Consider the following 21,398-nt stretch of genomic DNA (forward strand, 5'->3'; position numbering starts at 1 on the left):
AGTTTCCGCGCGATTTGTGCACCGCCGCATAGGCGGTAACCCCATGAGGAGTGCCCATGAAGGTTCTGGTCGCGGTCAAGCGCGTCGTCGATTACAACGTCAAGATCAGGGTGAAGGCCGACGGCTCTGGCGTCGAGCTCGCCAATGTGAAGATGTCGATGAACCCCTTCGACGAAATTGGCGTCGAGGAAGCGGTGCGGCTGAAAGAGGCCGGCAAGGCGACCGAGATCGTCGCCGTCTCGGTGGGCCCCGCCCAGGCGCAAGAAACCATTCGCACCGCCCTTGCCATGGGCGCCGACCGCGGCATCCTCATCAAGAGCGACGACTATGTCGAGCCGCTCGGCATCGCCAAGATCCTGAAAGGCGTGATCGAGGCGGAGAAGCCCGATCTGGTGATCCTCGGCAAGCAGGCGATCGATGATGATTGCAACCAGACCGGCCAGATGCTCTCCGCCCTCTTGGGCTGGGCGCAGGCGACCTTCGCCTCGAAGCTCGAGATCAATGGCGGCGAAGCGACGGTGACGCGCGAGATCGATGGCGGCCTCCAGACCATCAAGGTCAAGATGCCGCTGATCATGACCACCGATCTCCGCCTCAACCAGCCGCGCTATGCGTCGCTCCCCAACATCATGAAGGCGAAGAAGAAGCCGCTCGAAGAGAAGACCCCGGCCGATTACGGCGCCGACGTCGCGCCCCGCCTCAAGGTCGTCAACACCGCCGAGCCGCCGAAGCGCCAGGCCGGCGTCAAGGTGAAGTCGGTGCCCGAACTCGTATCGAAGCTCAAGGAAGCGGGAGTGATCTGAGATGGCTGTTCTCCTCATTGCCGAGCATGACAATGCTCATCTCAAGGACGCGACCCACAAGGCGCTGAGCGCTGCAGCGAAGCTCGGCGGCGATGTCCATGTGCTCGTCGCCGGCAACAAGGCCGATGCTGCGGCAGCACAGGCGGCGAAGCTCACGGGCGTCGCCAAGGTGCTGCATGTCGATGCGACGCAATATGAGCGCCCGCTCGCCGAGCCGATGGCGGCGCTGATCGTGGCGCTCGCCGGGCCCTATGACCACATCGTGGCGCCCGCCACCACCAACGGCAAGAACTACATGCCGCGCGCCGCGGCCCTCCTCGATGTCATGCAGATCTCCGACATCTCGGAAGTGAAATCGCCCGATACTTTCGTGCGCCTGATCTATGCCGGCAATGCGGTGCAGACGGTGCAGTCGGGCGACAAGAAGAAGCTCATCACGGTCAGGACCGCCGCTTTCCCGGCGACGGAAGAGGGGGGCTCCGCATCCGTAGAGAAGACGGCGGCACCCGCCGATCCCGGCCTCTCCTCCTATCAGGGCGAGAATCTGTCGAAGACAGATCGCCCCGAGCTCACCTCGGCCAAGATCATCATCTCCGGCGGCCGCGGCATGCAGAATGGCGAGAACTTCCACATGCTAGACAAGGTCGCCGACAAGCTCGGCGCCGCGGTCGGCGCCTCGCGCGCGGCCGTCGATGCGGGCTTCGTGCCGAACGACTATCAGGTCGGCCAGACCGGTAAGGTCGTCGCCCCCGATCTCTACATCGCCGTCGGCATTTCGGGCGCCATACAGCATCTCGCCGGCATGAAGGATTCGAAGGTGATCGTCGCCATCAACAAGGACGAGGAAGCGCCGATCTTCCAGGTCGCCGATTACGGCCTCGTCGCCGATCTCTTCCAGGCAGTGCCGGAGCTCGAAGCCGAGCTCGGGAAGCTGGGGAAGTAACATCATCCCCTCTCCCCCTGCGGGGGAAAGGGTAATGTCCTACTTCCGCTTCGCCCTTTCCATCGCCTCGCTCGCGAGCGATCGCTCGCCGATCTCCTGCGTCAGGTTGAAGGTCATTTTCGTGACCTTCCACGCGCCATCGATCTTTTCGAGCTGCCAGTCATAGGTGCCGACCGGGCGCCACACTCTGTCGCCCAGATAATGCCTGCCATCGACGAAGGCCGAGGCCTTCGCCTTGTCGCCATCGATCTCGACCGTCACATCGGCGATCTCGTGGCGCGTCGCATCGAAGCCCGGAACGATGCCGCGCCAGGCGGTCATCAGTTCCTGAGGCGTCATCTGCTGCGGCTCACCACCCCACAGGCTCGTATAGTCGATGGTGATACGAGACGCGAATGCCCGCATCGCGAGATCGTAATCGGCGAGGTCAACGGCGAGCGGAATGGAGGAGACGAGCGAGATCACGCGCGCTTCTTCCGCACTCCCCAAAGGCCCGAGCTCGCGTGTCAGATATTTCGCGAAATGCCTGACCGCCTCATCCGTCGAACGCTTCACCACCTGGGGCTCGTCATAGAAAGCGAAATGATCTTCGCTCGACCATACCAAGTCCTTGGGGGCCTCGACGGCCTGATAGATCGCTTTCACATTGCCGGCGAGTGCGGCATTGTCGGAATGGACGAAGAGGCTCGGCACCTTGAGCGCCTTGGCGGCGGCGACGGAATCATAGTTTAGCCACTCGCTCCAGCCCATCACCGCGAAGCGATTGTCCCACTGCGGGATCCCGCCGCGATCGGCGGAGGCGTAATAGTCAAAGGGCCCGACCATGGCGGCGCTCTCATCCACATAATCGAAGGCCTTCACATAGCGCACCTCGCCCGAGCTTTCGAATGCCCGACGCGCCGCCTCGCCTGCTCTGAGGCGGCGCGCGACACCTGCATCGCCGCCATAGATCGATCCGACGCTGGCTTTGTCATGGAACCAGCCGGCGACCGCGACATAGGCCTTGAACGGCACCCCCTCATTGATCGCTTGCGCCGCATAGCCGGCGGAGGCGCAGACGGCGAGGACGCCGGTGCGCAGGGCATCGACTTCGGGCAGCGTCTGAAGGAAGGACGCCGCTGCCTTGAAGTCCGCGACCTTGCGGGCCGGGCTTTCGAGGCCGCGCGGCGCGCCGCCCGATTCGCCGAAACCGCGGAAGTCGAAAGTGAACGCCGCATAGCCGCGGCGCGCGAGTTCCTGCGCATAGTTTTGAGCCATCTGCTCCTTGACCGTGGTCCAGGAGCCGGTGACCAGGATGCCGGGCAGCTTCCTGCCCGCATGATCGGCGGGCAGATGCAGCACGCCCACCATCCTGTCGCCACCGCTGGTGAAGGCGAGCTTGCGCGTCACGATGTCTTGCGCGCTTGCCGGCACTGCGATGACGAGCGCTGCAAGGATGCTGAGAAGGATGATCTTCATCTAAACCTCCATTCACCACCATGCTGCGCCGGACGGAAGCGGAGGAGAGGCGCCGTTCTTGCTCTGAACTAGGCCGATCTTGCTTTTCTGAGGGCGCCTGGTGCTGCGCCGATATGGCGCTTGAACAGGCGGGCGAAGCGCGAGGCGTCGCCAAAGCCCAGCGACCAGGCGATATCGGCGACCGGCCGCCTTGTCGTTTCGATCAGCAGCCGGGCACGCTCCATGCGCTTTGCCGTGACATAGGCGTGAGGCGGGCGGCCGGTCTCGGCCTTGAACCGGCGCAGGAAATGATACGGGCTCAACGCCGCGACGGAAGCGAGGCGGTCGAGCGACAGGTCTTCCACCAGATGCGCTTCGATGAAGTCGATCGCGCGCAAGATGCGGCGGTCAGGCACGCCCACGCGTTTCTCGAAGAGGCGCGCCTCGGCCAGATGAGCAGCGAGCGCCAAAGTGAGGCTTTCGCGGTAGAGCGCCGGGCTCGCTTCATCGGCGGCGTGCAGCGCGAAGATGAGCTCGGCCGTCAAGGGATCGAGACGGCCGACGGTAAAATCCTCGATGTCGTTCATGCCGTCCTCGGCGAAGAGGGCTTTGGGCAGGCTCACATTGATGATCGCTTGCGGCCCTTGCCAGCTGCAGGCGCCTTCGAGGCCGGCGGGGAAGATCCAGCCCGATCCCGGCAGAAGCGGCAATTCGCGCTGGCGGTCGCTGCCATAGGCACCCCAATGGCCGGGCTGGCTCACCAGCACGAGACCGACCGTCAGCTCATCGAAACAGAAGCGGCCTTCGCCCGCCTCGAAGCGATGATGCGCGGAGGTCGCGTTCGACCAGCGCCGGATGCCGGGCGCGAGCTCAGTCCATCTCAAAGCAAAATCCATGAGCGGAAGTGTCTCACGCCTCTGCGTCAAGGCCACTTCACAAGCCCGCGATCATCGCCGCCGTTGCGTAAGCCTGGTCGCGAGCAACGTGAGCCCGATCGCCGCCGCGGCGAAAAGCGCGCCGGCGGGTGTCAGCCATGCGAGCGCCCGTTCGGCGACGATCTTGCCGCCGACGGCGGCGCCGATCGCCTGGCCGAGATAGATGGTCGAGGTGTTGAGCGCGACCGAGGCCGAAGCCAGCGCCGGCGCATGGGCGAAGAGCCGGCTCTGCTGCAGCGAGTTGGACGAGAAGGTGCCGAGGCCCCAGATGGCGATGCTCGCCGCGGCGCCGATGAGGATGCCGGCCGTGACTGAGAACGCGATCATGCCGATGAGGATGGCGAGGAAGGCGAAGAGGATCAGGCGGTCTATCCCCAAGCGGGCGACGAAGCGCGCCGCCAACGAATTGCCGATGACGCCCGCGAGCCCGAGGCCCGCGAGCAGCAGGGCGATGAGGCCGGGCGATGCGCCGAGCATCTCCTTGAACAGAAGCGCCATATAGCTGAACACCGTGAATTGCCCGCAGGCGCTCGCGAGCGTCACCAGAAGGATGACGACCAGCACCGGATCGAAGAACACGTCGCGCCAGGCCTTGAGCGACAGTCTCCCGGTATGGAGGCCCTTCGGCACCGTGCGCCAGACGAGGACGGCCGTGACGAGCGCCAGGACCGCCATCAGCGCAAAGGCGAGGCGCCAGCCGAGGAACGCGCCGATGAGGCTGCCCGTCGGCATGCCGAGGACCGAAGCGATCGACCAGCCGATGAAGATGAAGGCGATGGCACCCGCCCGCTTCTCGGGCGGGACCATGAGGCCGACGCTTGCCGCGGCCTGGGGCGTGAAGATGCCGGCCGAGATCACCATCAGCGCCCTGATGACGAGGAGGCTCCAGAATTCTGGCGCAAGGGCAGAAAGCGCGTGGCCCAGGGCGTAATAGACGAGCGAGCCCACCAGCAGCAGCCGGCGGTCGAGGGTGCTGGTCAGCGTGGCGAAGATGGGCGCGCCGAAACCTATGACGATACCGCCCGCGACCATCAACAGGCCGGCCGTGGCGTGACTTACACCCAGGCCCGCCGACAGGTCGTTCAGCATGCCGGCCGGCAGGAGGATGCCGGTGCCGATGATGAAATTGCCGGCGAAGAGGGCCCAGAGCGCCGGCTGCGGCGAGGGCGGTTGCGCGGCCTTGGTCGACGTGTGGTTGTCCTGGGTCATTCCTGACTATGGCGGATGGCGTTCCCCAATGCCTATCGCCCTGACGGTATGTCAGACCAGACGATTTCGCACATGCGAAATGCACTTGCCCCGAAAACAGGCCCGATATAGGCTCCCGCCCCTTACCAGATGGGTAGTAGACGGATATGCAGATTAAAAAAGTCGGCGTCATTGGCGCCGGTCAGATGGGCAACGGTATCGCCCATGTGTGTGCCCTTTCGGGCTTCGAGGTGCTTCTCAACGATGTGAGCAAGGAGCGGATGGAGGCGGGTCTCGCCACCATCAACGGCAACCTGTCCCGCCAGGTCAGGTCCAGCAAGATCACCGAAGCCGAGCGCGACGAGGCGCTCAAGAATATTTCGCTCGCCCCAAGCTACGAGGATTTCGGCGCCTGCGATCTCGTGATCGAGAGCGCCGTCGAGGACGAGACGGTGAAGCGCAAGATCTTCACCGCGGTCTGCCCGCATCTTTCGGACACAGCCCTCCTCGGCACCAACACCTCGTCGATCTCGATCACGAGGCTCGCCGCCTCGACCGACCGGCCGGAAAAATTCATGGGCATTCATTTCATGAATCCGGTGCCGTTGATGGAGCTGGTCGAGCTCATCCGCGGCATCGCCACCGATGAGCCGACCTTCCAGTCGGTGAAGGAGTTCTCGGTCAAGCTCAAGAAGACGATCGCGGTCGCCGAGGATTTTCCGGCTTTCATCGTCAACCGCATCCTGATGCCGATGATCAACGAGGCGGTCTATACGCTCTATGAGGGCGTCGGCAATGTCGAGGCCATCGACCTGTCGATGAAGCTCGGCGCGCATCATCCGATGGGCCCGCTCGAGCTTGCCGACTTCATCGGTCTCGATACGTGTCTGTCGATCATGCAGGTGCTCTATGAGGGCTTGGCCGATTCGAAATACCGTCCCTGCCCGCTCTTGGTGAAATATGTCGAGGCTGGCTGGCTCGGCCGCAAGACCAATCGCGGCTTCTACGACTATCGCGGCGAGAAGCCGGTCCCGACGCGGTAAAACTACCCTCGCCTGCTACTCTCTCCGTCATTTCCCTTCTCCCGTTGCGAAGCAATGGGAGAAGGTGCGCGAAGCGCGGATGAGGGCTCTTTCGCGCCACGGGCTGATATCCCAACGAATATTCCTTGCTGAGGCAAAGAGCCCTCACCCGCCCTTCGGGCACCCTCTCCCATCCTTCGGACGGGAGAGGGGGAAACTTGAGAAAGGCGGGCTCCTTCGCTCTCCCCGTTTCACGGGGCGAGGGCAGGCTCCTCCACCGCGGCTTTGATCAGCGCCCGGGCGTCGTCCGAATTCCATTGGGCGGGGCCGAGCAGGCGGCCGATCTCGCGGCCCTGGCGGTCGATGAGGATCGAGGCGGGCAGGCCCACCGCCTGGAATTTACTCAAAGCGTCGGTCGAGGGATCGGCATAGAGCTTGAGCGACGTGGCGCCCACCTCCTGCAAGAACTTGGCCGAGGCCTCGATGCCCTTGCGGTCGACGCTGATGGCGACCACTTCGAAATCGGGCGAGCCCATGGTGCTCTGCAAGGCGGCGAGCGCCGGCATCTCCTCGCGGCAGGGCGCGCACCATGTCGCCCACAGATTGACCAGCACGACGCGGCCCTTCCATTGGCTAAGCGACTGCGCCGCGCCGTTTTCCGCCGTGAAGGCGATCTCAGGCGCTGGCTTTCTTTCGCCCTTGACCACGAAGGCCGCGACCGCGCCTGTCGCCAGCGCCCTGCTCACCGAGCCTTGCGGCGCGGAAGCCGTCCCGAGCTTGCCATCGCCTTCCCCCTTCAAGTAAACCCCTAAACCTGCAGCGATCAGGGCGAGGACGACGATCAGGATTGCGGGCTTGCGGTTGCGGGTATTTTCACTCATTCGGCTTTACCAGTTGCGAGGCGGGCGATGACCAACAAGATGTGGGGCGGACGGTTCGGTTCGGGACCCGATGCCATCATGGAAGAGATCAATGCCTCGATCTCCTTCGACCAGAGGCTGTTTGCGCAGGATATCAAGGGATCGCTCGCCCATGCCAGGATGCTTGCCGAACAGGGCATCATCTCGAAGTCAGACGCGGCTGAAATAAGGCGGGGTCTCGAGAAGGTGCAAGCCGAAATCGAGGCCGGCAGCTTCACTTTTTCGCGTTCGCTGGAAGACATCCATATGAATGTCGAAGGGCGGCTCAAGGACGTGATCGGCCCGGCAGCCGGCCGGCTCCACACCGCGCGCTCGCGCAACGACCAGGTGGCGACCGATTTCCGCCTCTATATCCGCGATGTGTGCGATCACCTCGACGGCCAGCTGCAGGACTTGCAACTCGCGCTCGCGACCAAGGCGGAGAAGCATGCCGCGACCATCATGCCGGGCTTCACCCATTTGCAAGTGGCCCAGCCCGTGACCTTCGGTCATCACCTTCTCGCTTATGTCGAGATGCTCGCGCGTGATCGCAGCCGCATCTCGGATGCGCGCAAGCGCATGAATGAATCGCCGCTCGGCGCCGCAGCGCTCGCCGGCACCTCCTTTCCCATCGACCGCACCATGACGGCGAAGGAACTGGGCTTCGACCGGCCGATGCGCAATTCGCTCGATGCCGTGGCCGATCGCGATTTCGTGCTCGAGCTCCTGGCCGCGGCGTCGATCTCGGCGATGCATCTGTCGCGGCTCGCCGAAGAGATCGTCATCTGGTGCTCGGCGCAATTCCGCTTCGTGACGCTCTCCGACAAGTTCACCACCGGCTCCTCGATCATGCCGCAGAAGCGCAATCCCGATGCGGCCGAGCTCATCCGCGCCAAGCCGGGGCGCATCTTGGGCGCCTTCACGGCGCTGCTCGTGGTGATGAAGGGGCTGCCGCTCACCTATGCCAAGGACATGCAGGAGGACAAGGAGCCGGCCTTCGACGCGATCGACAATTTCTCGCTCGCGATCGCCGCGATGACCGGCATGGTCAAGGACCTCGAGCCCAATGCCAAGGCGATGCGCGCCGCGGCGGCGCAAGGCTTTGCCACCGCGACCGATCTCGCCGACTGGCTGGTGCGCACGCTGGGCCTTCCCTTCCGCGAGGCGCATCATGTGACGGGGGCACTCGTGGCGCTCGCCGAGAAGAAGAATTGCGATCTCGCGAGCCTGAGCCTCACCGACATGCACAGTGTCAACGACAAGATCACCACCGATGTCTACAAGGTGCTGTCGGTCGAAAATTCGGTCGCCTCGCGCGTGAGCCTCGGCGGCACGGCGCCCAAGAATGTGGCGCGCGAAGCGGCGCGCTGGCTGAAGGTACTAGGTAAATAATCCTGCAACCCTATCGCCGGACATATCAGGCGGTTTTCAGGGATTTGCAGGGATTATCAGCGATTTTTTGAGAAAAAAGCTGCCCCCAGCAATATCAACCGCTTAGCCGGAAGAGCAGGGAATTTTCCGGATTCACTGTTCCTTGCAAAATTTCCTATGCTTCGCAGCTAAAGTCCTCGGATTGAGCGTCAACGCACAGAGTCCGATCCTGAGATTTTCCAATCTCATGGACTGGCCCAGGATTGCAAGCCTCCTATTGACAGTATGCTGTCGACTACATATATGACAGCATACTGTCATATAGAGGTGACTCCATGAAATCCGTGAACCTCGCTCTCGCCGCCGCTTTGACCCTTGCAACCCCGCTCCGCGCTCAGGAGGTTTCCATGACCCCATCCTTCATCGACACCCCGCAAGGCCGGCTTGCCATTTACGAACAGGGAAAGGGCAATGGGCTGCCCGTCCTTTTCCTCCATGCCGATTCAGGCATTGCCGGCCAATGGGCCGAGGTGCTGCCCGCGATCGCCGCCGGCCGGCGCGTGATCGCGCTCGATTCGCGCGGCAGCGCTGCCAGCGCCAAGGCGGCCGACGGCGATTATTCTTATGACGGCCGCGCCGGGGACATCGCCGTCGTGGCCGAGGCGAAGAACCTCGCCCGCTTCGTGATCGTCGCCCATTCGGGGAGCGGTGCGGCGGCGCTCGTCTATGCGGCGCAGAACCCGGACCGCGTCGCGGGTCTCTTCCTGCTCGATCCCGCCACCGATCCGCGTGTCCTCCCTAAGGAGATCCGCGACGGCATCGTCGCGGGGCTCGCAGGTCCGCAGAGCCTCGATTTCCAGAAGCAGTTCTACGCCACGATCGCCGGAAGCGACGAACGCGTCCGCGCGCGCGTGCTCGCCGATTGCGCGAAGGTTCTGCCCGAAGCGCGCCTCGGCTTCGGCAAGGCTTTCGCCCAATGGAACCCGGAAGCCGCGCTTGACGCATGGAAAGGCCCGATCTTCATCCTCGCCGGCGAAGCCTCGGACACTGGGGCAGCACTCTATCGCCTGCGGCCCCGGATCCCCTATGAGGTGGTGAAGGGCACGGGCCACTGGCTTCAGCTCGATGCGCCCGATATCGTGGCTGAGGCCATTCGCCGCTTCCTTGCCCGGATCGAACCCAAGTGAATGAACCTCAGAAAACCGAAGCAGCAAAGCTTCTCACCGAGATCGTGCTCCTGACCTTCAGGCTGGAAGGCGGCTTCCTCGCAGCCGCCGACAGGATTTCCGCACCCGCCGGCCTCACCGCCGCGCGCTGGAAAGTGCTGGGCGCCGTCCTCTATGAGAAACGAAGCGTCGCCGAGATCGGCCGGGTGATGGGCCTCACGCGCCAGAGCGTGCAGCGCCTCGCCGACATTCTCGTCGCCGAGGGTATCGCCGCCTATGAGGACAACCCGGCGCACAGATCGGCGAAGCTGCTGGTGCCCACGGCGGAAGGCCGCGCCCGCATCGCAAAACTCTCGGGCCGGCAGACCGACTGGGCCAATCGGGTGAGCGACGGGCTCGATCCCACATCCCTCGCCGCGGCGCGCGACATGCTCAAAACCCTCATTGACCGCGTCGAAGCGACCGAGGTGCCCGCGTGAAGGAAGCCGATATCGAGCGCATCTCGGCCGCGATTATCCAGCGCGGTCTTGCCGGCCAGACGGAAGTGGCGCTACTGCATGGCTTCTGCGCCGATTGCAACGAAGCCGGCCTCGATCTCGCCATCGGCACCGCCGTCATCGACACGCTGCATCCCATTCACGAGGGCCGCGCCTTCCACTGGCACGCCGATGGCTCGGCCGAGCGCGAGATGACCGAATATTCGTCCACCACCTATTCCGAGGAGAACTGGCGCAAGAGCGTCTTCTATCATCTCCTCTACAGAGGCGGCGATGAGTTGCGCCGCCGCATCGGCGCCGAGCCGCATGACTTCTCCAATTTCGACGCGCTCGCCGAGCAGGGCCAGACCGACTACATCGCCTTCCTGCATCGCTTCGACCGCGAAGGGGTCATCGGCGAGATGGACTGCATCTACACGCAATGGACGACCGCGAAAGCGGGCCGGTTCACCGACACCGAGATCGCCGCTTTGCGCCGGCTGGTGCCGCTTCTCGCTCTGGCGCTCAAGACCGCCTCGCTCGCCCGCGTCGCCGAGACCATTGCCGAAGTCTATCTCGGCCGCGATGCCGGCGAGCGGGTGCTTCAGGGCCGCATCGTGCGCGGCGTCGCCGACCGCATCAATGCGGTGCTGTGGTATTCCGACCTCAAGGATTTCACCACGCTCGCCGATGCCGCAAGCCCCGATGAAGTGATCCCGCTTCTCAACGACTATGCCGATGCGGTGATCTCGGCCATTCACGACAAGGGCGGCGATGTGCTGAAGCTGATCGGCGACGGCGTGCTGGCGATCTTCGGCGGCGCCGAGCCGGGCGAGACCTGTCGGCGCGCTTTGCTGGCCGAAGCCAAGATGAGGAAGCGCATCGCCGAGCTTTCCGCCGCGCGCAAGGCGGAAGGCCGCCCGGTGGCGGGGGTCAATCTCGGCCTTCATATCGGCGATGTGTTCTACGGCAATATCGGCTCAAAGACGCGGCTCGATTTCACCGTCATCGGCCCCGCGGTGAACGAGGTGAGCCGCATCGTGGCATTGTGCCGTTCGGTCGACCGCAGCATCTTGCTGTCATCGGACTTCGTCGCCGCCACCCCCGAGCCCGAGCGCTCGAGATTGGTCTCCGTCGGCCGCTTCGCGCTCAGGGGCGTCAGCCGGGCGCAGGACCTCTACACCATCGATCCGGAGCTGGTGCGGGAGTAAAACGACCCCTCGCAATTTTTGCCGACTACCATCTTGTCCCGGGGTCAAGAGCACTTATATTTCTGCGCCATTGGGACGGTACATCCATGGCTATTGTCGAACCCGGCAAGGGTCGGGCGGTCATCGAGCATGATGGGACGGGATTGCGCATCACCATCCCGGCGGCCACGCAGGCGTTCGGCGTCATTTTTATGGGACTATGGCTGACCCTCTGGGCTGTTGGAGAACTCGCCGCAGCCCGCCAATTGTGGAACGATGGGCTTCTCCAAAATCCCAAGGCGGGCCTTATCATCTGGTTTGTGGCCTGGACGCTCGGCGGCGGATGGATGATCTATGCTTTGCTATGGCAGCTCGTCGGCAAGGAGGTCATCGAGCTCAATTCGACTTCACTGAAGCAGGTTAAGCAGATTTCACTGCTGAGCCGCAGCAGGGAATATGCGGTGGCAAAAATTACGAATATCAGACTTGCGCCACCAGCACCAAAATATATTCGCGGCAAGTATGTGATCCAGACCCAGAGCTTCGAAGCCGGCGCAATTGCCTTCGACTATGGCCACAGCACGTGCCATCTGGGCCAAGGGCTTGATGAGGCCGATGCTCGGCATGTGATCAGCGAAATGCGCAAGCGAGTAACGTCGCTCAGCGTGAGCGGTAACGACTCCAAGCAGGAGCTTGAAACATCATGACCGTCGTCGAACCCGGCAAAGGCCGGGCGATCATCGAGCAGAACGGGGCGGGACTGCGCATCACCATCCCGGCGGTCACGCAAGCATTCGGTGTCATCTTCATAAGCTTGTGGCTGATCGGCTGGGCCTTTGGCGAGGTCATGGTTTCACGCCAGCTATTCGGCAGTCAGTCGGTGCAGAATTCTTCGCAAGGCGGCTCCTTGTTCATGCTCGTCTGGCTTGCGGCATGGACGCTAGGCGGCGGCTGGGCCATTTACACCTTGCTGTGGCAACTTGCCGGCAAAGAGATCATCGAGCTGACGACGACATCATTGCGCCAGCGCAAGCAGATCCCACTCTTCAGCCGCAGCAAGGAATATGCCCTCGCCAATATAGCGAATCTGCGAGTGGCGCCGCCGCGACCCCGCTTCTATCAAGGCCAGTATATGATCCAGGGCCTCAGCTTCAAGGACGGTGCGATCTCGTTCGATTATGGTCGCGACACGCATCATCTGGCTTCGGGCCTCGACGAAGCGGACGCCAAATATGTGATCGGCGAGATGTGCAAGCGGGTGAAGTCGCTGTGCCATTAGGCGTTCCCGGGCTCGCCAAATCCCCCTTCCCCCTCCGCCCCGCTTGGTCTAATCCTCTCCCGTCATGACCGCCCGCGCCCTTCTTGCCATCCTGCTGATTTCCGGCCTGCTCGCCGCCTGTGGCGTGCGCGGCAAGCCCGAGGCGCCCGAGGGCGCCCAGTCCAACAAGGACGAGCCGGTCGTGCTTGACCCGCTGATCGAGTGATTGGGCGCGTGGCGGCTTTGGAAAGAAACAGCTCTCTGACCATCCTCATCCAGGAACGACAGTCCTGCCACAAAGAGCCCTCACCCGCCCTCTCGCCGCCGCGAAGCCAAGGCTTCGCTTTGGCGGAGCAGGATCGGGCACCCTCTCCCATTGCTTCGCAACGGGAGAGGGGGAAAACTGGCGGTAGCCCTCAGGATGAGGGTGGCAGCTCGGCCTGACCATGCACCATTTCGCCTACAGAGACGGGCACCTTCATGCCGAGGAGGTGAGCCTGAGGGAGATCGCCGAAGAGGTGGGGACGCCCTTCTATTGCTATTCGACCGCCACCCTCGAGCGCCATTACCGCGTCTATGACGAGGCCTTCCATGGCCAGGACCATGCCATCTGCTATTCGATGAAGGCCAATTCCAACCAGGCGGTGGTGAAGACGCTGGTCGATCTGGGCTCCGGCATCGACGTCGTGTCGGAAGGCGAGCTGCGCCGCGCCGTGGCCTTGGGCGTGCCCGGCCGCAAGATCGTATTCTCCGGCGTCGGCAAGACCGCGCGCGAGATGGCGATAGCCCTGAAAGAGCGCATCGCCTGCTTCAATGTCGAATCCGAGCCCGAGCTCGAATTGCTGGCGAGCGTCGCCACCCGCCTCGGCACCAGGGCCAATGTGTCCTTGCGCGTCAATCCCGATGTCGACGCGAAAACCCATGCCAAGATCACCACCGGCAAGGCCGAGAACAAGTTCGGCATCGCCTTTGCCGACGCCAAGCGCGTCTATGCCAAGGCGCGCGCCTTGGACGGCATCGAGGTGAGCGGCATCGACACCCATATCGGCAGCCAGATCACCGAGCTCCAGCCCTTCGAGACGGCCTTCAAGCGCATCGCCGAGCTCACCCGCGAGCTCAAGAACGAGGGCCACGACATCCGCCATATCGATCTGGGCGGCGGCCTCGGCGTCCCCTATCGCGGCACCAATGACGTGCCGCCGCACCCGGACGAATATGCCGCCATGGTGAAGCGCACGCTCGGGCCCTTGGGCTGCAAGCTGGTGCTCGAGCCCGGGCGCATGATCACCGGCAATGCCGGCATCCTCGTCTCGCGCGTCATCTATGTGAAGAAGGGGACCGTCAAGAGCTTCATCATCCAGGATGCGGCGATGAACGACCTCATCCGCCCGACCCTCTATGACGCCTATCATGAGATTCTCACCGTGACCGAGCCCCGGGACGGCGTGCCCGAAATCACCGCCGATGTCGTGGGGCCGGTCTGCGAAACCGGCGATTATTTCGCCCTCGACCGCAAGCTGCCGGAGGTGGAACAGGGCGACCTCCTGGCGGTGATGACGGCGGGCGCCTATGGCGCCGCCCAGTCCGGCTCCTATAACAGCCGCCCGCTCATCGCCGAAGTCCTGGTCAAGGGCTCGAAATTCGACATCGTGCGGCCGCGCCAGACCTATGACGAGCTGATCGGCCTCGACCATCTGGCCGACTGGCAGGAGAAGAAGCGGCGGTAGGGCTGCGCTTTCGCCAGCCTGCGTGAACTCGACCCATTTCCCGGCTGGAACAGAGAGCCCTCACCCGGCCTTCGGCCACCCTCTCCCATCCTTCGGACGGGAGAGGGGGAAAGCGACGAAGAGTTTCGCGGGCGAGGGTGATATCACATCTTTGCGAGGGAACCTCGCGGAACCCTGGGAGATTACCGAAGTAACGGGTTTCTGGGGCCTTTACCCTCGCAAAGGCGTGAGGGCGTGATTTCGCCGTTTTATGTTAGGATCATTCCGGGATGAGTCCGAAACTCAAACAAACCGTCTGGCGCGCCAGGCTCGCCTTGTACTGGGAGCGCCTGTGGGCCGCCGCCTACCCCATGGTCATGGTCCTGGCCCTTTTCGCCATGGCCGTCCTCACGGGGCTCCTCGGCCACCTTCCCGATCTCGCCCGCTATGCGACGCTCGTCGCTTTCGCGCTGGCCTTCCTGTGGACCTTGCGCCCGCTCTTCCGCCTCGCCTTCCCGGCGCGGAGCGAAGCCCTGCGCCGCGTCGAGACCTCCTCGGCGCTCGACCACCGTCCGGTCTCGGCAGCCGAGGACAGGCCGGCCAATCCCTCACCCGCCGCTTCCGCCATCTGGGAAGAGCATGTCGCCCGCCAGCTCGCCAAGCTGAAGCACTTGCGCGCCGGCACGCCGCGCTCGGACCTCAAATGGCGCGATCCCTATGCGCTGCGCCTCGCCGCCCTCTTGGGCGTGCTCGCCGCGGCCTTCCTCTACCGCGGCGATCCGGTGTCGAACTTCGCCGATGCGGTGCGCATCGCGCCGTCACAGTCGCAAGTGGCGCTGGCGCTCGATGCCTGGGTGCGCCCGCCTGGCTATACGGCGAAGCCGCCCGTGCTCCTCACCAGCGAAGCGATCAAGGAGCGCCTGCAGCGCGACAGCGATCTCCTGGTGCCGGAAGGAAGCCTGCTGGTGCTGCGCCTCACCGGTGCTGAAGAGCCCCGCCTCGCTTTCTTCGACCTGATCGGCGGCGAGGAGATCAAGGACCTGAAGCCCAAGACCGGCACTGAGAGCGGCACCTTCACGTCACAGCTCCGCCTCGACCGGCCGGCCGAGATCCGCGTCTATGACGGCTCGAGCGAACTGGCGCAATGGCGGCTGTCGGTCATTCCCGACGAGGCGCCCAAGGTCGGCTTCACCGCCGATCCCGAGGCCGAGGCCTCGGGTGCCCTCGCCCTCGACTGGAAGGCGTCGGACGATTACGGCGTCGCCGCCGTCACCGCCAAGATGGTGCTTTCCGACACCCAGGCCGACGGGCCGGGCTTCGCCACCAATGGCGTGTTCCTGTTCGAAGCGCCCGCCTTCCCGATCGCGCTCAAGAAATCATCACCGCGCGAGATCGAGGACCGCACCGCCAACGACCTCACCGCCCATCCCTGGGCCGGGCTCAATGTCGATGTGACGCTGGAGGCGAAGGACCAGGCCGGCAAGACCGGCAAGTCCGAGGTGAAGACGGTCATGCTGCCCGAGCGCCTGTTCATCAAGCCGCTCGCCAAGGCGCTGATCGAGCAGCGGAAGGCGCTGATCCTCGATCCCGACGATCACCGCAATGTCGAGCTGATGCTCAGCGCCTTGCTGATGTGGCCGGAAGGGCTCATCGACAGGAGCGGCATCCATATCGCGCTCCGCGCCATCCGCTCGCATGTCGCCAATGCGAGGGACCAGGAGGACATCAAGACCGCCGTCAACGACCTGTGGAAGCTGGCGCTCGCGGTCGAGGAAGGCGATCTCGCCGATGCCAGGGCCGAGCTCGACGCCATCCGCAAGGAGTTGCAGAAGGCGCTGGCCGAAGGCGCGCCGCCGGAGCGCATCGCCGAGCTCATGGATAAATTGCGCGAGGCGATGAACAAATATCTGCAGTCGATGGCGGAGGAGACGCGCCGGCGCATGCAGCAGCAGGGAGCCCAGCCGCAGCAGGTCGATCCGTCCAGGCTTCTGAGCCAGGAAGACCTGCAGAAGATGCTGGACACGATCCAGAAGCTCGCCGAGTCGGGCGCCAACGAGGCCGCCCAGGAGATGCTGTCGCAGCTCGAGAACCTGTTGCGCAACCTGCAGCCGGGCATGGCCCAGCAGCAGCAGGGCGACACGCCCTTGTCCGAGATGCTGGGCGATCTTTCCGAATTGATGCGCCGCCAGCAGCAGCTGATGGACGAGACGATGCGCATGCCGGGCCAGAGCGGCGAGCCGCAGGAGGGCGATCAGAGAGGCGGCATGCCGCAACAGGGCCAGAACGGCCAGCAGGGCGAATCCTTGTCGCAGAAGCAGGGTGCCTTGCGCCAGATGCTGGATGAGCTGATGGGCCGCCTCGGCCAGCAGGGCATGGAGGCGCCGCAGTCCTTCGGCCAGGCCGGCAAGTCGATGGAAGGCGCCACCGGCTCCTTGCGCGAGGGCCGCCGCGATCCCGCACTCGAGCAGCAGAGCGAGGCGCTCAACGCCTTGCGCGACGGCGCCCAGTCCATGGCCCGCCAGATGATGCAGCAGGGCCAGGGCAACACCGGCAATGTCGGCCGCCATGGCCAAGCGCGCGGCGACGATAGAGACCCCCTGGGCCGGCCGCGCGCCAATCGCGGCGAGGACTACGGCCCCGACCGCAACATGGTGCCGGGCGAAGCGGCGATCCGGCGGGCGCGCGAGATTCTCGATTTCCTGCGCAACCGGGCCAACACGCCCGATTTGCCGCGCATCGACCGCGACTATATCGAGCGCCTGCTGCGCGGGCTGTATTGAGCTTACCCTCGCCCTGCGAAGCGGGGAGAGGGAAGGGGCCCGTCGCGTAAGCGACGGGAAGGGTGAGGGGCATCTTCGGCAACCACACTCCTTCGAGCCCGCTTCCCTCCTCCAACCCGCTTCTTTACCCAATCCTGAGAGTGGCCCCTCACCCTCCCATTGCTGCGCAATGGGCCCCTCCCTCTCCCCGCTTTGCGGGGCGAGGGTGTCCTAAGCCTTTGCTTTTGCTGGCGGGCTTCCTTATGAATAGCCCCTGCCCATGGAACAGCCGCAAGCCCCCCAGGAAAGCCTAGAGCGTATCCGCCGCGAGATCGACCGGATCGACGATGACATATTGGGGCTCATCGCCAAAAGGCTCGATATCGTCGACCGGGTCAGGGCCTATAAGCTCCAGACCCAAGGCGCTGCCGCCTCGCCGATCCGGCCCGGCCGCGAGGCCTTGATCCTGCGCCGCCTGATCGACCGCGGCGAGGTGCCGGCCGATCTCTGCTTCCGCATCTGGCGCGCCCTCATCTCGGCCGCCACCTTGAAGCAGGCGCCGGTGCGCATCCATGGCAGCGCCGCCTTCTTCGCCTCCGCCATGTCGCAGACGCTGCTGCGCGAATATTTCGGCGCCTCGGCCTTCACCGATCATCCGGGCGAGGCGGTCGCCTTCGAGGCGCTGGCGCAGAATCCGGGCGATCTCGCCGCCGTTGCCATTGACGGGCCCTGGGCCAAGGCGTGGCTCGAAGGCCATGCCGGCCCCACCCAGGTGATCGGCGTGCTGCCCTTTCTCGCGACGGAGGCCTTGCCGCGGCTCCTGATCTTCGGCCATGCCGCAGCTGAGCAGACCGGCGCCGATGAGACGCTGGTGCTGACCGACGGACAACTTCCGCGCGACTTCACCCCGCAGCCTCTGTGGCAGATGAAGGTCCGCGCGCTGCAGCTCACCAGCCTGCCGGGCTTCCTTTCCGAGCACAACGTGCCGCTCATCGGCCTCGCGCGCTCAAATGGCTCACTTGCGCTCTCCGTCCTGGGGCGCTACCCCAGCCCGATCGAACTCAGGACCTAAGCATGACGTCTGCCTCCGCCATCACCCGGCCCCTGCCGAAGCCGGGCATTCTGGACATTGCGCCTTACGTGCCGGGCAAGGCCGGCGCCAAGGGCCAGAAGGTCCACAAGCTGTCGGCCAATGAGAACCCGCTGGGAGCGAGCCCTGCAGCGATCGAGGCCTATCGCAGCGCCGCCGGCGCGCTCGAGTTCTATCCCGACGGGGCGGCGCACGAGTTGCGCGCGGCGATCGCCAATCGCTACGGACTGAAGGCGGAAAACATCGTCTGCGGTGCCGGCTCCGACGAGATCCTGCAGCTTCTCGCCCATGCCTATCTGGCGCCGGGCGACGAGGCGATCTATTCGCAATATGGCTTCCTGGTCTATCCGATCGCCATCGCGTCGAACGGCGCCACGGCGATGGTGGCGCGCGAAACCAACCTGACGACCGATGTCGACCGGATGCTGTCCTGCGTCACGGCGAAGACGCGCATCGTCTTCCTCGCCAATCCCAACAACCCGACCGGCACCTATATTCCGGTATCGGAAGTGAAACGCCTGCATGCCGGCCTGCCGAAGAGCTGCCTTCTCGTGCTCGATGCGGCCTATGCCGAATATGTCAGGCGCAACGACTATGAATCGGGCATCGAGCTCGTCGCCACCAACGACAATGTGGTGATGACGCGCACCTTCTCGAAGATCTACGGCCTCGCCTCGCTGCGCCTCGGCTGGGCCTATTGCCCGGGCCATGTCGCCGACGTGCTGAACCGCATCAGGGGCCCGTTCAATGTCGGGACGCCCGCCCTTCTCGCCGGCGCCGCGGCGATCGCCGATGCGACGCATGTCGAGCGCGCGGTTGCGCATAATGACGAATGGCTCCTTTGGCTGACGAAGGAGCTCACCGCGCTCGGCCTGACCGTGACGCCGAGCGTCGGCAATTTCATCCTGGTGCATTTCCCGGAAGATGCACAACACAGGGCTGCGAAAGCGGATGCGTTTCTCACCGAACGCGGGCTGATCCTGCGCCGCATGGAGGGCTATGGCCTGCCGGGGGCGCTGCGCCTCACCATCGGCTCGGAAGAAGCGAACCGCGCCGTCGTCGCCGCCCTGAAAGAGTTCCTGCAATGACGGGCGTCCTCTATGATCGCGTGGCGCTGATCGGCTTAGGCCTCATCGGCTCGTCGCTGGCGCATGTCATCCGCCGCGAGAAGCTGGCGAAGACCATCGCCGGCCACGCCAGGAGTGCTGAGACGCGCGAGACCGCCAGGCGCATCGGCCTTGTCGATGAGATCCATGAGAGTGCCGCCAAGGCGGTGAAGGATGCCGATCTCGTCATTTTGTGCACGCCGCTCGGCGCCTATGGCAAGCTGGCGGAGGAGATCGGGCCCCGTCTGAAGGCCGGCGCCACGGTGAGCGACGTCGGCTCGGTCAAGGGTGCGGTGGTGCGCGATGTCGGGCCGCATATGCCGGCGAATGTGCATTTCATTCCGGGCCATCCGGTGGCGGGCACCGAGCAGTCGGGCCCCGAATCGGGTTTCGCCGAGCTCTTCACCAACCGCTGGTGCATCCTCACTCCCTTGCCCGACAGCGATGCAGCGGCCGTCGCACGGCTGGAAAAATTCTGGCGCGCCTCAGGCTCCAATGTCGAGAAGATGAACCCCGATCACCACGACATGGTGCTCGCCATCACCAGCCATTTGCCGCATCTCATCGCCTACAATATCGTCGCCACCGCGGCCGACATCGAGGACGTGACCAATTCCGAGGTGATCAAATTCTCGGCCGGCGGCTTCCGCGACTTCACCCGCATCGCCGCCTCCGATCCGACCATGTGGCGCGACGTCTTTCTCAACAACAAGGATGCGGTGCTCGATACGTTGGGCCGCTTCTCGGAGGATCTCTCGGTGCTGCAGCGCGCCATCCGCTGGGGCGACGGCGAGACGCTGTTCAACCTGTTCACGCGCTCGCGCGAGATCCGGCGCAGCATCATCGCCGCCGGGCAGGAGACGGCGGCGCCAGACTTCGGCAGAAGGCCGGACACCCCCTCGCCCCGCGAAGCGGGGAGAGGGAGGGGCCCGCGCGAAGGCGCGGGAGGGTGAGGGGCGTGGGACTCACGATCCTCTATTCTGCAGTTCTTTCGGGTGTGATCTGGCCTGCGCGTGTCAATCCTGAAGCCGGCCCCTCACCCTCCCATTGCTGCGCAATGGGCCCCTCCCTCTCCCCGCTAAAGCGGGGCGAGGGTTAAAGGTGGCAATTCAGTAAGCTTCACCGGACCCCAATAGAGCTTGCCGTCCTTGGCGATGAGATCGAGCGTGATGTCGGTGGTCTTGCCGGGCTGCAACAGGCCGATCATGGTGGCGAGCGTCTGCGCATCCTTGTCGCTGAGGCCGAAATCCTGCTTGAACTCTTCCAACAGGAGATCGAGACGGTTCGAGGTGGTGGTGAGGCGGCCATCGACATGGCCGGTGGGGCCAAGGCCGAGCTCGCCCTTGGCTGTGACAATGAGCTCACCCTTCTTCAGTCGTATCGTGTCGATCCCGATCTTCTCGCCGCTGGCGGCCAGCGCCTTGAGCAGATCGCGGCCGACCGCCTGGCGCGGCACATTGGCTTGCAGCGATGCTTCGTCGAGCTTGAGCAGAATGCCGGCCTCGAGCAGGACGGCGGCGGTCGTCGCATCGAGCGCCACATCGAGGCGCTCGCCGCCCGTGTCGCGGGCGCTGACCAGGAGGCGCTCGGCGCTGCCGAAGGGTTGCGCCTGGAGCTTTGGCACTTCGAGCGAGGCCTGCCAGTTGCGCTCGCTCGAGAAGCGCGCGCTCGCCATGGCGCGCTCATGGGTGACGGTGAGGCCGGAAGAGCTGGTGACCGGACCATCGATCAGCGCGATGGCGCGGTTCGGCATATAGGCCTGCATCACCAGGAGCAGGTTCTTGGCCGCGACCTTGTCGCCGGTGAGCGTGAGCGTGGGCTCGATGCAGTCGCGCTCGAAGCGGAAGGGAAAGCCGCCCCAGTTGAGCCCCTTGCAGTCGAGCGCAATGCCTTGCCGGCTGAGCTTGGCGCGCTCGCTTTCGAAAGTGTTACGCACGAATCCCGAGGCGATGACCCAATAGGTGCACCACAGGACGACGAGGAGCACGATGCCGATGAGCGTCAGGATGATGGGCCAGGGCCGTCTCTGGCTTTGAGCCATTGCGTGTT

Annotated in this window: 20 protein-coding genes; 15 read left to right on the top strand and 5 right to left on the bottom strand. The window is 64.4% G+C overall.

Translation table 11 applies throughout. The features are described 5' to 3' along the window. The first annotated feature begins 56 nt into the window (after positions 1–56). Complete coding sequence (locus DS839_RS12565; RefSeq protein WP_119270667.1) at positions 57–803, top strand: electron transfer flavoprotein subunit beta/FixA family protein; 747 nt, start codon at positions 57–59, stop codon at positions 801–803. A 1-nt stretch (position 804) separates the two neighbouring features. After that, positions 805–1,746, top strand: coding sequence for an electron transfer flavoprotein subunit alpha/FixB family protein (locus tag DS839_RS12570; protein WP_119270668.1), 942 nt, complete (start codon positions 805–807; stop codon positions 1,744–1,746). A gap of 39 nt (positions 1,747–1,785) precedes the next feature. Here the strand turns inward: DS839_RS12570 and DS839_RS12575 are convergent, their stop codons facing one another. The 3 genes from DS839_RS12575 to DS839_RS12585 all read right to left on the bottom strand — a co-directional run bounded on the left by DS839_RS12575 (position 1,786) and on the right by DS839_RS12585 (position 5,327). Next, positions 1,786–3,204 (bottom strand): alpha/beta fold hydrolase, encoded by a 1,419-nt coding sequence (locus DS839_RS12575; RefSeq protein WP_119270669.1) that lies wholly within the window; start codon positions 3,202–3,204, stop codon positions 1,786–1,788. Positions 3,205–3,272: 68 nt separating this feature from the next. Beyond that, positions 3,273–4,067 (bottom strand): helix-turn-helix domain-containing protein, encoded by a 795-nt coding sequence (locus tag DS839_RS12580; protein WP_162918478.1) that lies wholly within the window; start codon positions 4,065–4,067, stop codon positions 3,273–3,275. Between the two features lie 63 nt (positions 4,068–4,130). Next, positions 4,131–5,327, bottom strand: a complete 1,197-nt coding sequence (locus DS839_RS12585; protein WP_119270671.1) for an MFS transporter — start codon at positions 5,325–5,327, stop codon at positions 4,131–4,133. A gap of 146 nt (positions 5,328–5,473) precedes the next feature. On the opposite strand from DS839_RS12585, the gene DS839_RS12590 reads away from it, so the two are divergent. Next, positions 5,474–6,349 (top strand): 3-hydroxybutyryl-CoA dehydrogenase, encoded by an 876-nt coding sequence (locus DS839_RS12590; protein ID WP_119270672.1) that lies wholly within the window; start codon positions 5,474–5,476, stop codon positions 6,347–6,349. Between the two features lie 230 nt (positions 6,350–6,579). On the opposite strand, the gene DS839_RS12595 is transcribed toward DS839_RS12590, so the two are convergent. Then, positions 6,580–7,209: a TlpA family protein disulfide reductase gene (locus DS839_RS12595; protein ID WP_119270673.1), complete on the bottom strand. Its 630-nt coding sequence runs from the start codon at positions 7,207–7,209 to the stop codon at positions 6,580–6,582. 27 nt (positions 7,210–7,236) lie between these two features. Here DS839_RS12595 and argH point away from each other — a divergent pair, with 27 nt between their 5' ends. From argH to DS839_RS12650, 12 genes are all read left to right on the top strand, one after another. Beyond that, on the top strand, positions 7,237–8,619 hold the full coding sequence (gene argH, locus DS839_RS12600; protein WP_119270674.1) for an argininosuccinate lyase: 1,383 nt from the start codon (positions 7,237–7,239) through the stop codon (positions 8,617–8,619). Positions 8,620–9,005: 386 nt separating this feature from the next. Then, positions 9,006–9,785, top strand: a complete 780-nt coding sequence (locus DS839_RS12605; RefSeq protein WP_162918479.1) for an alpha/beta fold hydrolase — start codon at positions 9,006–9,008, stop codon at positions 9,783–9,785. Continuing rightward, positions 9,782–10,243 (top strand): MarR family winged helix-turn-helix transcriptional regulator, encoded by a 462-nt coding sequence (locus tag DS839_RS12610; RefSeq protein ID WP_119270676.1) that lies wholly within the window; start codon positions 9,782–9,784, stop codon positions 10,241–10,243. Before DS839_RS12605 ends, DS839_RS12610 begins: the two co-directional genes overlap by 4 nt. Then, a complete protein-coding gene (locus tag DS839_RS12615) occupies positions 10,240–11,451 on the top strand; it encodes an adenylate/guanylate cyclase domain-containing protein (protein WP_119270677.1) in 1,212 nt (403 codons plus the stop codon). The genes DS839_RS12610 and DS839_RS12615 overlap by 4 nt, the downstream gene beginning before the upstream one ends. Positions 11,452–11,537: 86 nt before the next feature. Continuing rightward, positions 11,538–12,137, top strand: coding sequence for a hypothetical protein (locus tag DS839_RS12620; RefSeq protein ID WP_119270678.1), 600 nt, complete (start codon positions 11,538–11,540; stop codon positions 12,135–12,137). Beyond that, positions 12,134–12,709: a hypothetical protein gene (locus DS839_RS12625; protein ID WP_119270679.1), complete on the top strand. Its 576-nt coding sequence runs from the start codon at positions 12,134–12,136 to the stop codon at positions 12,707–12,709. The genes DS839_RS12620 and DS839_RS12625 overlap by 4 nt, the downstream gene beginning before the upstream one ends. Positions 12,710–12,773: 64 nt before the next feature. After that, the gene (locus tag DS839_RS36415) at positions 12,774–12,914 is read left to right on the top strand and encodes a hypothetical protein (protein ID WP_162918480.1); all 141 of its coding nucleotides are present in this window, start codon (positions 12,774–12,776) and stop codon (positions 12,912–12,914) included. 220 nt (positions 12,915–13,134) lie between these two features. Beyond that, complete coding sequence (gene lysA, locus DS839_RS12630) at positions 13,135–14,415, top strand: diaminopimelate decarboxylase (protein WP_119270680.1); 1,281 nt, start codon at positions 13,135–13,137, stop codon at positions 14,413–14,415. Between the two features lie 269 nt (positions 14,416–14,684). Then, a complete protein-coding gene (locus DS839_RS12635) occupies positions 14,685–17,174 on the top strand; it encodes a TIGR02302 family protein (protein WP_119270681.1) in 2,490 nt (829 codons plus the stop codon). Between the two features lie 259 nt (positions 17,175–17,433). Further along, positions 17,434–18,225 carry a chorismate mutase gene (locus DS839_RS12640; RefSeq protein ID WP_119270682.1) on the top strand — a complete coding sequence of 264 codons (792 nt, stop codon included), beginning with the start codon at positions 17,434–17,436 and terminating at the stop codon, positions 18,223–18,225. A gap of 2 nt (positions 18,226–18,227) precedes the next feature. After that, a complete protein-coding gene (gene hisC, locus DS839_RS12645) occupies positions 18,228–19,331 on the top strand; it encodes a histidinol-phosphate transaminase (protein ID WP_119270683.1) in 1,104 nt (367 codons plus the stop codon). Further along, positions 19,328–20,302, top strand: a complete 975-nt coding sequence (locus tag DS839_RS12650) for a prephenate/arogenate dehydrogenase family protein (RefSeq protein ID WP_119270684.1) — start codon at positions 19,328–19,330, stop codon at positions 20,300–20,302. Before hisC ends, DS839_RS12650 begins: the two co-directional genes overlap by 4 nt. A gap of 125 nt (positions 20,303–20,427) precedes the next feature. Here DS839_RS12650 and DS839_RS12655 read toward each other — a convergent pair whose 3' ends face one another. Then, positions 20,428–21,390: a DUF2125 domain-containing protein gene (locus DS839_RS12655; protein WP_162918481.1), complete on the bottom strand. Its 963-nt coding sequence runs from the start codon at positions 21,388–21,390 to the stop codon at positions 20,428–20,430. Between the last annotated feature and the right edge of the window lie 8 nt (positions 21,391–21,398).

Source organism: Taklimakanibacter deserti (genome assembly GCA_003574785.1).